Raw genomic sequence first — 12,906 nt, 5'->3', positions numbered from 1 at the left:
TGTTTGGGAACACACCTGCATAGCAGGTGGTTTATTTTTATTGCCAATACAAATAAGACGCCACAAACCTTCGTTTGTGACGTCTTCGTCGAACCCTAGTATAGCACAATGGTTTTTGTCCGTCAAGGTTCAGATTTTCTAAGTATTGCAGATACATTTTTATCTGTCACCGTTACCGTTCCATAACTTTCTTTTCTAAGCATAGCTTTATAAGTACCCGGTTTACTAACAATCAAATAAGCTTCTCCTTCAGTATTAGTACAAAAATATTTTGTGTCCGTTTCATCCTCTGTATTTACGAAAGAAAACTGTTCACCCTTCATAGGGTTTCCATCACTATCTACCATTTTCACATGAACGGCATATCCGGAAATCACAAAATCCCGGCTCTTTGTTTTACTGTCAATCGTTATCGTACCGACATTTACATATGCATTACTATACTCTGAATACACCATTACATCATAGGTACCAAATAAAATATCCTTTACTTCAAAGGAACCATCTTTTCCTAATCCTGCCACACGACCCGAATAATATGGTTCTTCCATTCGCAAACCGATCTGCCACATATTCGTATCAAAATCGGTAAAGGAACTACCATTTTCCCATGTAAGTTTTCCGGTCAGTTTGCCAGCCTCTATATCAAAATTTTTCTCAACCGAAGCATCGGTTACTGTTATTTCCTCGGATGCTAATATTCCCACCGAACCGGATATTGTCACCTTATACTCTCCCGTCGATACATACACAGAATATTTACCATCCTCCACATCATTTGCTGCGGAAGTCGAAGACGAATTCTTGTCAAAGAATGTTATCCTTGCATCGTCTGAAGCATTAACCCCATTCAGTTTGCAATAACCACTTACTTGATACAGTTGTGTATTCACAGTAATTACATCGTCTTCCTTGGTAACCGTAAATGTCTCATTCTTCAAATCTTGTATATTTTGAGGATTCTCGCTAAACACATAGGAGCCTGTCGGAAGCATTACATGTGCAGAATAACCTACCAGTCCTTCTGTTAGATAGTATTCATTTCCGGATCCTTTAGTTTCCTTCACATAGTTTTGCTCCGATAATGGAATTACGTGATTTTCGGCATCAAGCACTTTAATTTTTACATATTTCAACGGCAGGGTTAAATCTTTCACAACATCAGAGCCATTGATTGTAATCTTGGCAATGCTGGTGTTTGCGTAGAAAAACTCATACTCGCCGTCCAGCAAATCCAATTCATAATCGAACGCATTCTCTTCACCATCCATCGGGACAGAAAATAATTTATATTGTTCTCCATTTCTCTCGACAAAAATCGTATAACTTCTGGTTTCTCTCATTGCTTCCGGAACTGTAAGACCCGATACGTCAAGCAGGTTTCCTTTGCAGGAATGTTCGATATAATCTTTCCTTGTATCCCCCAGTGCCACATCTACCGTATCAACAACAGTATCTCCATCGATTACCTGATAGGTTCCCGGCTTCAGATAAACTTCATACCATCCACTCGTGCCAGAAACATATGTAGAATAGTCGTCGTTATTCACATTTTTATATAAATACGTGTTGCTGCATTTTCCAAAAATTCGCGCACAATCCAGTGTAATATCACGTTCTTCACTGCCGGTCACTTCAAACCTGTCAAATTCATAACTACCTACATAAATTATATAGTTTCCTTTTGTCAGGTATCTGTAATAATGATTGTCATCATCCAAATCACTGCCATAAAGAACATCGCTATTTTCGGTTGCCGAAATCCAAATATTAGGCATATCCATTGTCTGTGCACCAGTTCTTTTTACCGTGCCGGACATTTTATAAACCGGAAGCTTCTCATCATGCTGCATGTCACCCTCAACGGTAAACGATTTCCCCAACTGAATTTGATACTCTCCCTTTGATTGTTTAGTCGTAAAATTACCCTTTTCATCGGTCTTAATTACGTCATTCTGCTCCCAAAATTCTCCGTTCCATTTCTCTAAGGAAACTTCAGCATTTGCAATCGGCTGTCCATCTTCTGTCTCCAGTTTTCCGGACACCGTATATTTTCTCTGCTGTTCAACAAGCACATACGACTGCTTAATCTCTTTACCGTCAACCGTTATCACAAGATCAAACGTATAATATCCTTTATCTTCTTTTCCCTCATAATAAGGCTCATCATGCCAGACAACATTGCGGATACTGTTATCTACACAGTAGACATTGCGATAAATCGTGCGGTATATTTTCAAATTTATTGATAAATCCGTAAATATATCCTTTAACGATTTGCCATCTTCTATCGTTTCATCATAGATAAAGCCCTGATTTTCTCCCACCATATAATCGCAGTATTTTACTGCTCCCTTTGTTGATGTAAAGGCGTCTATCACAAAGTAATTTTCCACTTTCACATAAATATCGACATGACTAAAATTCAGGAATTGCTTTCCTCTTGTATATGACGAAGGTCTGAACATAACACTGTCCGTCGACGCACTGATATTCTCTATATTCAGTGTTATCTTCTCATCTTCATAAACGCCGGTTATTTTTTTCGTACCTGCATTTTTTATGTCCTCTGTGTTCACGTCTTTATCTTTAAAATAATAATAACTGAAATGGAAACTATCGCCATTAGGGTCTTTTGCTAAGCCTCTCTCTAATTCATACTCTCTGTTGTCTGCCTGCAACGTAAGCAGCGTAAATCCATTATCAAATGCCTTATCTATGGTTTCGTCCCGTGACAGCCCAAGCATCATTTTAGCCGTCTTTGTATACTCTTTGCCATCAAGTGCTGCCGTTATTGAAAAAGTATAACTGCCTTTTCCCTTTGATGTTTTTTCGTTCCACTCGACGTCCGAAACCGATTTTACCTCTGCCTTCTTTCCATAGCAATAAACCGTAAACTCACATTTTGTCACATCCTGCACGATGTCTTTCAGAGAATTTGCCTCCCCATCACACACGTAAATATCATTATAACTTAAATAATAATCGACTTCTTTTTCAAAAGCAATTGAGCTGATGATGAGTTCTTCATTTTCCGCATAAAGTCCCTGATTGTTTCTCACCGGTTCTACCGTTGGTCCCGGTGTCTCATCCGGCGGAAGCATCGTCTGTTCCGGCACCTTGGTCGGCAGCGGTGTCGGACTCGACGGCAGAACCGGTTTTTCGGTCGGCTTTGGCGTCGGAGTCGACGGCAGAGACGGTTTTTCGGTCGGCTTTACCGTTGGTTTTGCTGTTTTTTTGCCGTTATTCTTATCTGTATTTTGATTGGTGTCAGCATTTTTTACTGTTACCTTACAGACAAACTTTTTCTTGCCGACTTTCGCCTGCACCTTTGCTTTTCCGGCTTTTTTACCATGAATCGTGACACCGGTCTTTTTCTTTTTACTCAGTTTCACGTTTTTCTTGCCGGATGTAACCGTCCACTTCACTTTCTTTTTGTTGTTTTTCAACTTAACCTTAACGGTCTTTCCAACCGTTATCGTTACTGATTTTTTGCTCAGTTTCACCTTCTTCTTGGCTGCGAGTACATTTTGCGGCATCATCGTAAATGCCAGTACAAACACAAGCAAAACGGCGAGTTTTCGTCTCATTTTTCTCATATCATATCCCTCCATGTGTAATCAAACAATTTCATCGTTTTACTCTCCTAACTCCAAATTCCTCTCGACAGATGCATTGGTAATCGTTACGTCTGCTGCGGTAACCATTCCGGAATCCAAGGACACTTTTATCTCATACTCTCCCGGCTCTACATAGAATTCATATTTCCCTTCATCAAATGTATAGCTCGAAAGTTCTGTTGCGTCTCCCTTTTTGTGCAAGTACACCCATGTATCATCGGACACCTCGGCTCCATTTACCTTGCAGCTACCGGATATCTTATACACGTTTGTATTGATAACAACAGTATCGCTTGAACCATCCACTGTAAAGCCATAGTCTCCTATACTTGGCATACAGTAATAATCAACACACTGGTAATCACCGGTTGGCAGCACGATGCGTGATGTATAATCCCCAGACTCATCATCGTCCATATAGTAGTAAATGCTGCTCGTACCCTTATTTGCAAATTTAAGCCTCCGTTTCGGATATATCGATATCAACTCATCTTCTGCATCAAGCATTTTAATTTTTACATATTTGTACGGCATCGTTAAATCTTTCACTACATTGGAATCGGTAACTGTCATCCTGCCAACCGATTTCCCGTTGTGCAAAAACTCATATTCACCGGCTAAAACGTCAAATTTGAAACCGGATATATCATCCTCATCAAATTTTGGCGCCATAATTAATTTCTTGTAAACCACCTCATTTCTCATAACCAAAATCTCGTAATTTCGATACATGTCTTTTGGAATTTGAAGTCCTGCCATGTCTAACAACTCACCCTTGCAGGAATACATCTCGTAATCCTTTGTCATCTCACCAAGTGACACTTCAATGGTATCAACTGTAGCATCTTCTATTTTTACATAATAAGTACCCGGCTTTAAATAGACGTTGTACGTATCAAATACGGAAAATGCCCAATAGCAATTATTTTCATCCTCGGTATCTACAAATTTATAATATCCGGAACCTTTTCCGGACACAAGTGCAAGTTCCATCTTGATATCATATGTTCCACTTCCGGTTACTTCCACGGTGTCAACCGGGCAATCACAGGATTGAACCGTGTATGTTCCTTTCTGCACATATGCGTAATAACGGTTGTCATCTCCCAGTAAATCTCTCAAATAAATGCAGGAAGACTCCTCTGATTCAAAGTTAAAGCCCGGAACATCCGGCGTATTCGCACCTGTTCTTGTCACCTTTCCGGTGATTTTATAAACCGGAAGTTTCTCATTATGCACTACATCTCTGTCCTCTACCGTAAACGTCTGCCCCAGTTCAAACTCATAGGTGCCTTTTTGTAAATCCGTTTCGAAACATCCGTTCTTATCCGTCTCAATCGTGTATTCACATTCCTCATCGCTTAACTTAGACAATAAAACTTCTGCTTCTGCAATCGGCAGTCCATCTTCTGTTGTCAATTTTCCGGACACTGCATAGGTTTTCTGTTTTTCCACCAGCACATACGACTGCTCATTTTCCTGTCCATCCACTGTAAGTACAATGTTAAAGGAATAATAGCCATGGTCCGTTTTGTCGTCATAATAAGGCTCATCGTGCCAGACCACATTGCGAATCTCAATATTTTCATTATTCCAATATACATTATTATAGACTGCACGGTAAATCTTTAAGTCTTCCACTACATTAGCAAATATGTCTTTTAATGTTTTTCCTTTTTCTAACGCCGGCTCATATACGAAACACTCTTCACTGTATCCCGGATATAAATTCACCTCACCTTTTGTTGCGGTAAATGCATCTATGTAAAAATGAGAATCTGTCTTGGCATCAATGTAAACCATACCTGAACCGACTGCCAGATTATCTTTCGCAAAGGAATCACTAATAACGCTCACAAAATAATCATCGCAGACTTCTTTTCTTGCATTCACTGTATACTGCTGTTCCTCGTAGACACCAACAAGTTTAATATTTTCTGCATTTTGAATCTTTGAAGTATTAACTTCTTTATCTTTAAAATAATATCCGCTTTCCCCTTCTTCATCATGCAGACTTTGTTCTAACTCATACTTTTCACCATCTGCATCCAAAGAAAGCCATGTCATACCATTCTCCGAGCCTTCCTCTGAATCCTCGCGGACAAGTTTCATCGTAACTGTTTGCTTATACTCCTTGCCGCCTTGCACAGCCGTAAGCAGGAATGAATAATACGGCTTCTGCCATTCCTCATCGTCATGCCAGACAACATCGGTAATTGACTTTACTTCCGCCTTTTTACCATAACAATAAACGTTATATGTACATTTTGTCACGTCCGGCACAAACTCCTTCAGGGAATCAGCCTCCTCGGAGATTACATAAATATCATTATAATTCAGCGAATATGACGGAACATCTTTTTCAAATGCAACGGAGCTGACAATCAATGGCTCTTTTTCGGCATAAAGCCCCTGATAATTTGACTCCGGTTTCACCGTTGGCGCCGGTGTCTCATCCGGTGGCATCATCGTCTCAATCGGCGTCGGATCCGGCTTATTGTCCGGCTTTGGTGTCGGAGTCGACGGCAGAGACGGTTTTTCGGTCGGCTTTGGCGTCGGAGTCGACGGCAGAGACGGTTTTTCGGTCGGCTTTGGCGTCGGAGTCGATGGCAGAACCGGTTTTTCGGTCGGCTTTACCGTTGGTTCTGCTGTTTTTTTACCATTATTCTTATCTGCATTTTGATTGGTTCCGGCTTTCTTTACCGTCACTTTACAGACAAACTTTTTCTTGCCGACTTTTACCTGCACTTTTGCTTTTCCGACCTTTTTACCCTTAATCGTGACACTTGTTTTTTTCTTTTTACTCAATTTCACGTTTTTCTTGCCGGATGTAACCGTCCACTTCACTTTCTTTTTGTTGTTTTTCAACTTAACCTTAACGGTCTTTCCAACCGTTACCGTTACTGATTTTTTACTCAGTTTCACCTTCTTCTTGGCTGCGAGAACATTCTGTGGAATCACAGAAAAGCTCAGCACAAACACAAGCAAGAAAGCAACTGTGCCTCTTACTTTTTTCATATTATATCCCTCCATTGTGTTATAGAAAATTGTGTTTTCTTAATTTTATATGAAATTGTTAGGGGCGTCAAGAAAAATAAGAGTGAAATTTCAACAAGGAAATTCACTCTTACTTATTCAAACTATTTTACTCTCCGTCACTCCGCCGTCAGCGCACATGACACATTTTTATCTGTCACGGTAACCGTTCCATAGCAAATCCTATTGCCATTATCATAACTGCACACCTCATAAGTGCCCGGTTCATCAACAATAACTAGTGCCAATCCTTTGTCATTATCTACATAATCATACTCTTTTTTTTCATCTTTCTCGACATGTATCCACTTATCTCTTGCAAATTCTCCATTGGCTTCTTTGACAACGACCGCGATTTGATATCCGTTAATAGTATAATCCTGCTGTTTGTCAGCCGAATTGATTGTAACGGTTCCAATGTCTTTATCATCCAATTTCATCGTATACGTGCCATATGGAACATAGGAAAATGAGAAACTGCCATCCGCTTTCAAGTCAGCTGTAATATCACCACTAGCAAACCCATCCAAGTACAAACATAATGAACTTTCACTGTACATCTCACAGACCGGAAGTGTTATATCCTTTTTCAACGGACCATCGTCTACTGTAAAGGACTCTCCTGCTTTGAAGCAATAAGTTCCTTTTGATGCCTGGAAAGAGTATTCACCCTTGTCATTCGTATATACAACACTATACTCAGCTCCCTCTTTCCGAACATACAAGTAGATATTTGGTATCGGCGTTCCGTCTTCCATTTTTAAAACTCCGGATACTGTATACTTCCTTTCTTTTTCAATCAGTTTATAAGACTGTGTAATCTTCTTACCATCTACAGTCAAAGAAATATCAAAGGAATAATATCCGTTGTCACCGCCGCCCGGATAATACGACTCGTCATTCCAGACCACATTTTCAATCACCGCATTTGTGTAACATTTATTCCGGTATGCCACCTGCTGAATCTGAAGGTTCTTGGCAAACTCCGTGAAAATGTCTTTTAAGGATTTTTTATTATCAAGCATCTCCTGATATTCAAACAAGTTAGCATCTGAATCAAAATTCACGTTACCTTTTGTTGAAGTATAGGAAAGAATGTAATAAAAATCCTGTTTCTTATCACTTACTGTAAAACTGTCCTCAGACGAACCAATCAGCAAATTGCCTATTTGCAGTGTTGAATGGGTAAATTCATACGCAGTGCCATTGTAAAGGGTGTATCGGTCAACCACACAATCCAATGTATAATCCTTATCTCCATAACGCGCAACTACTTTGTATTCTTTAGTATCTCTCAAATCTTTTAGCACGACATCATCCGACTTGATATAATACTGCCAGTTTATTTCATTATTCTTCCAAGTAAGTGAATTTTCCAGTTCATACTCTTTTCCATCCGCAATCAGTGTATGGAAAACCAATCCATTATCCACTCTGCAATACTCTACGGTCTCCGTGTAAGATACCATATTTGCCGTAGCACTGTACTGCTTTATCAAACTTAACCGAACTAATCTGAACATCTTCCTCCTCTGCATAAAGTCCCTGTCTGGGATGTGCTGTGGCAGGTGTCTGATTTGCCGGCTGCATCGACTGCAATGGCTTCTTTGTCGGTTTCGGCGTTGGTGTTACAACCGGTGTTGGTTTCGGTGTCTTTTTCGGCGATTTCTTCTTAACCGTCACTTTGCAGACATACTTTTTCTTGCCCACTTTTGCCTGTACTTTCGCCTTTCCGGCTTTTTTACCTTTAATTGTGACGCCTGTCTTTTTCTTTTTGCTAAGTGTCACGTTTTTCTTGCCGGAAGTAACGCTCCATTTTACTTTCTTCTTCGCTGCGTAGGCAGTCTGCGGGAACAGAGATAATGCCATCGCGAAGATTAGTAAAAGATATTGGCATGGAATGCCTAAAAACACATCAAAGTCTAATCCCTCAACAATTATTTGCTTAAAATTTGTTCAAAATCTTTATAAAAGCGTTCATAACTGATAGAGCATTTTTCTCGCAATGTCGAGATTTCTGAACATTTTGCAATTTCATAAAAGTTCTCCCGACTAGCAGTATATGTTTGATATCTATTATCCAAACTTCTAATCATTCGCACTAAATAATTCTTTGGATAATCACTACCGGAATCATTTTTATTTCCCCAAATATACTCTGGTTCAGCTGGCATTTTTGCCTGTTGTATTTCAAGTTCAAATACTTGCTCTAATGCCGATTTGTCTGCCAATATCCAACACTCTATCATGCTTAAAGGTATCATCGGTATCCCTTTGTCTGAGTTTAAACCATCTTTCACTTCCTTGTATACTGTCTCATAATGTTTCGTTACAGCTATACGATTACTGCTTTTCACTCCTGTCTCTTTATCTGCATCACAATAAAATATTCCGGCATCATACTTTCCTTCACCCATCAAAATTCTGAATTTTCTTGCCGGAATTCCTCTTCCCGACACATCTTTTGAAGAGCACCTTTGTAATTTTACCTTCTTTACATCCTCTTTCTCAATCGGTATAAATTCGACTTCCACCCCTTTTTCTTTTGCAATGTTTTCAGTATAAACTATTGCAGGACCCGGAAGCCATTTGCCTGTACTATATTCTTTTTGCCCAAAATCTGTTTTTCCTTCGCCGGTTATAGCAATTTTCATCCGAATTACCTTTCTAGTTATTTGATGCAAGTAACTTATCCAATACTTCTTTTTGCGACATATTAAGCAAAATCTCTCCCGGATACATATATTCTAATTTTGCTTTCATTGCCTCATTCTCAAAAAGCCTCGCTGCCTTTGTATATCCATTATTATCTCGATATAAAAAGACAATATCTTCGGCATCTATATAATCCATAAACACAGTGCTGTGAGTCGTTAATATAAGCTGATGCTTTTTCTCAGCATACATCTCCTTTAGAATCTCTAACAACTGCTCTGCATAATTTGTATTTACCCCATTCTCTATCTCGTCCAAAAGCATTGTCGCATTAGAACTTTTAATCTCACTAATCGCAACAAATGCTAACAAGCGAAACATTCCATCACTCATTTCTTTTGACGATATCTGAATAGACTTATCCTTATATTTCTCAGTGCTAACAATCTGCATCCACCCCGGTCTTCCCGGTATTTCGACGTCTATATCAGAAATTCTGTCTCCAAACAACCTTGTCAATTTATTCATAAAACTTGCTTTCTGTTCATCTGTCATTTGCTTGATAAAGGATGGCAAATTTTTTCCTGACATTCCAATACTTTCCTTCGCACCTCGGCTGCTGAGCCTCATTTCATTTGGTGAAAGCATTTCAAATGACAATGAATTCTCCAGAAAATCAATAAAATATTTTATTCGGTAATCTATCGTTTCATCCCTATTTAACATTCTCAGTGCGGACGATTTAATTGCCAGTGCTCTCGGTAATACATTTGTATCCTTGCCTTCATTTTTTATGAAGCCATCTTCTCCTTTTTGATACACCAACAATTGAGTTCCATTACATACAAGTCTTTCAGAAAGCAGGCTTACCTCATTTTCATCTGAATAAATGGATAAAACCATGCTCCAGTCATACTCCAATTTGCCTTCTTTAGAAGGAAGTAAAATATTACTATCAAAATGTATTTTATTTGAATTTATTAATTTAGACTTGATATTATCCGCTGTCCAGTTCCTACGCTCCAACATAATATCAAAATCCTCTTTTATCGAGCCGCACAAAAAATCAATCGCTTGCAAAACACTGCTCTTCCCTGTAGCGTTATTTCCAATAATCACACTCATTGGTGTAAACTCAACTGAAAAATCAACTAATGATTTGAAATTGTCAACCTTGAGTTTTCTAAACATAATCACAACTCTCCTTCATTCACGTATAGGCATTGTCTAAAGTATACCACATTTTTTTAGCTTATACCATAATTTCCCCAGAGTCCACCTTTATGTAAATCATGCTATCAGTGTTTCATGCCTAAAACAGCTTGCTATACGCATATAGCAAATTCATTATAACCATTTTTTTACAACAACTCAACATCCAAATATTGACTTCTGTGTAATTTATATTATCGGGGTTTTACCTGTGTGTCAAGAAAAACTGAAAGCGTATTACGTCTTTAGGAGGCGTAGTACGCTTTTTTATCCGAATCTTTTCTTTTTTTTGCAACGGTGGGTGAGCAGACATATTACAAATATCAATCAAAAAAAGGAGAGGATTTTATGTTACATACTATATGGCATTTTAAATTTACAGATTTTTACTTTTTGCATCTAAGAAAGTATTTGAAGGGAAATCAATTTGAATATTTTTGCACAATTATTTATCAGTTGGCTGAAAATATTCCATTTTTTCCGGATTCCCTTCACTTCATACTCGCAATCCTAGTGAATTTGCCATAACACCGAATGTAACCGCTCGCCAAAAATGACGAACGGTTACATTTTTTATTTATAATATTATCTCATCTTTTTTGCCATGAAGCAAGACTTTTTTGATGATTGCGCAACCTTCTTTTATGGCATTACGCTTTCATAAAATTCTACTTACTCTTTTTTACCAATTGTATACTTCCGAAATCGTAGTATGATATTTTTCCAACTGTTCGGCATTTTCTTTCATAAAATAATCTCTTAACTGGCTATCTCTTACATAGATTGTTGTATTATTCCATATAATTCTTTCCAATACCCAATGATAAGCATTTTGCTGGCTTTGATACCAATCATATGTTTGATCTATATACACATTTTCAACCTGAATATAACCATAAATTCTATAAAGTGATTTAGGTAATACAATATTTTTTAAGTGTTGTACATCTATAATGTCTTTAATATAATCAACACCCTCTGGCACAGAATAGGAAACATCTTGTTTGGCAAAAGGATATAGAAGTAATTGTTTCATATCTTTCGAATACAAGACACCATCCTGTGATTTATAATTCTTATTCTGCCCATCAACCTCTATCTCACTTAAATTTGACACATTATAATCATCCTCAAAACACGGAAAACTTTCCACCGATGCCGGTATATATATTTTCCGGAATCCATGTATAACATTTCTAAGGGCTCCACCTCGAACTTCCTTTACTGTGTTCGGAATCTGATACTCGGTATCCGCTTTGGCACATGGATATTTTACCAGCACCGTCTTATCCTTATCAAACCAAACTCCATTTTCAGAAGAAAAGTTTTCATTTTCATCACTAATATTAATTTCTTTTAGTGATAACCAACTATAAGAACTATCTAAACTATAACCAATGCTAAACAATGAATTTGTAGCTTGCGGAATATACCTCAAATACTTTGACAGCGTAATTGCTGTTATTTGGTTATCACGAATCTGTTTATTTGCAGGGTTATCATAAATATCACAATAATGATTTATAACCTGCGCGCCATCAATTGTGTCTGGTATATGAACACTTTGTTCTGTGCTGTAAATAGCATTTACTTGCGCAATTTCCCCATTTGAAATATATGAATACTGCTCATTTGTTTTTTCCTCTGCAACGGAGATCTTTATTTGTTTTGAAACTGTATTCGTATTACTCCATGCTCCTTCTGTGTAAGATAAAGTCGCATTATAATCACCTGCTGCCGTTGTGTCCACTCCTGTAATCGAAAAACGACTATACGAAGATTCCTGTATATTGTTATTATTATGTAGTTCCTTATTTGTACCGTCCGATAATTTAACACTTATCTTACCAAATTGTCCAAGCGTATAAAAACTCAAATTACGCTCTGATAATGCCGTACTTGTCTTAGCAACAATAGCATCATCATACTGTGTCAATAATTCTACTGCTTTTGCCTCCGGTTTTTGGGTCGGCTGTGAAGAAGTTTTACCTGTTGGTGCCGGTGTTTGAACTGGTTTTCTTGTTGGTTTTTGGGTCGCAACACTGCTCTTATTGGTTTTATTCTTTACCGTCACTTTGCAGACATATTTTTTCTTGCCCACTTTTGCCTGTACCTTGGCTTTGCCGGCTTTCATACCTTTAATCGTAACACCCGTCTTTTTCTTTTTACTAAGTTTCAAATTTTTCTTGCCGGAAGTGACCGTCCACTTCACCTTCTTTTTGTTGTTTTGCAGTTTGATTTTTACTGTTTTTCCAACGTTTACTGTTACCGTTTTTTTGTTCAGTTTTACTTTTTTCTTTGCAGCAAAGGCACTCTGCGGAAGCAGAGATAATGCCAGTGCAAATATAAATAAAAGAACCAGTGTTTTTTGTTTTCTCATTTT

The 12,906-nt window shown here is 38.2% G+C and carries 7 protein-coding genes; all 7 read right to left on the bottom strand.

Going from position 1 to position 12,906, the window contains the following annotated elements:
* Window positions 1–122 precede the first annotated feature (122 nt).
* The gene (locus DW005_RS08850; protein ID WP_117479004.1) at window positions 123–3,599 is read right to left on the bottom strand and encodes a hypothetical protein; all 3,477 of its coding nucleotides are present in this window, start codon (window positions 3,597–3,599) and stop codon (window positions 123–125) included.
* A gap of 39 nt (window positions 3,600–3,638) precedes the next feature.
* A complete protein-coding gene (locus DW005_RS08845) occupies window positions 3,639–6,638 on the bottom strand; it encodes a hypothetical protein (RefSeq protein WP_117479003.1) in 3,000 nt (999 codons plus the stop codon).
* 137 nt (window positions 6,639–6,775) lie between these two features.
* Window positions 6,776–8,179, bottom strand: a complete 1,404-nt coding sequence (locus DW005_RS08840) for a hypothetical protein (RefSeq protein ID WP_147324429.1) — start codon at window positions 8,177–8,179, stop codon at window positions 6,776–6,778.
* Window positions 8,082–8,570 carry a hypothetical protein gene (locus tag DW005_RS08835; RefSeq protein ID WP_147324428.1) on the bottom strand — a complete coding sequence of 163 codons (489 nt, stop codon included), beginning with the start codon at window positions 8,568–8,570 and terminating at the stop codon, window positions 8,082–8,084. Before DW005_RS08835 ends, DW005_RS08840 begins: the two co-directional genes overlap by 98 nt.
* Before the next feature lie 23 nt (window positions 8,571–8,593).
* Window positions 8,594–9,310, bottom strand: a complete 717-nt coding sequence (locus DW005_RS08830) for a DUF4276 family protein (protein ID WP_117479000.1) — start codon at window positions 9,308–9,310, stop codon at window positions 8,594–8,596.
* Between the two features lie 13 nt (window positions 9,311–9,323).
* Entirely contained in the window at window positions 9,324–10,502 is a 1,179-nt protein-coding gene (locus tag DW005_RS08825; RefSeq protein ID WP_117478999.1) for an ATP-binding protein, read from the bottom strand.
* A gap of 703 nt (window positions 10,503–11,205) precedes the next feature.
* A complete protein-coding gene (locus DW005_RS08815) occupies window positions 11,206–12,903 on the bottom strand; it encodes a hypothetical protein (RefSeq protein WP_117478997.1) in 1,698 nt (565 codons plus the stop codon).
* Between the last annotated feature and the right edge of the window lie 3 nt (window positions 12,904–12,906).

The sequence above is a fragment of the Clostridium sp. AF36-4 genome (assembly GCF_003435975.1).
In the GTDB taxonomy this organism is placed as follows: domain Bacteria; phylum Bacillota; class Clostridia; order Lachnospirales; family Lachnospiraceae; genus Eubacterium_F.
This window is presented reverse-complemented; position numbering and strand designations above follow the sequence as displayed.

What these genes read in the sequence shown, in the direction of transcription:
- DW005_RS08850 (WP_117479004.1), bottom strand. Translation starts at nt 3,599, where the DNA reads ATGAGAAAAATGAGACGAAAACTCGCCGTTTTGCTTGTGTTTGTACTG.
- DW005_RS08845 (WP_117479003.1), bottom strand. Translation starts at nt 6,638, where the DNA reads ATGAAAAAAGTAAGAGGCACAGTTGCTTTCTTGCTTGTGTTTGTGCTG.
- DW005_RS08840 (WP_147324429.1), bottom strand. Translation starts at nt 8,179, where the DNA reads ATGTTCAGATTAGTTCGGTTAAGTTTGATAAAGCAGTACAGTGCTACG.
- DW005_RS08830 (WP_117479000.1), bottom strand. Translation starts at nt 9,310, where the DNA reads ATGAAAATTGCTATAACCGGCGAAGGAAAAACAGATTTTGGGCAAAAA.
- DW005_RS08825 (WP_117478999.1), bottom strand. Translation starts at nt 10,502, where the DNA reads ATGTTTAGAAAACTCAAGGTTGACAATTTCAAATCATTAGTTGATTTT.
- DW005_RS08815 (WP_117478997.1), bottom strand. Translation starts at nt 12,903, where the DNA reads ATGAGAAAACAAAAAACACTGGTTCTTTTATTTATATTTGCACTGGCA.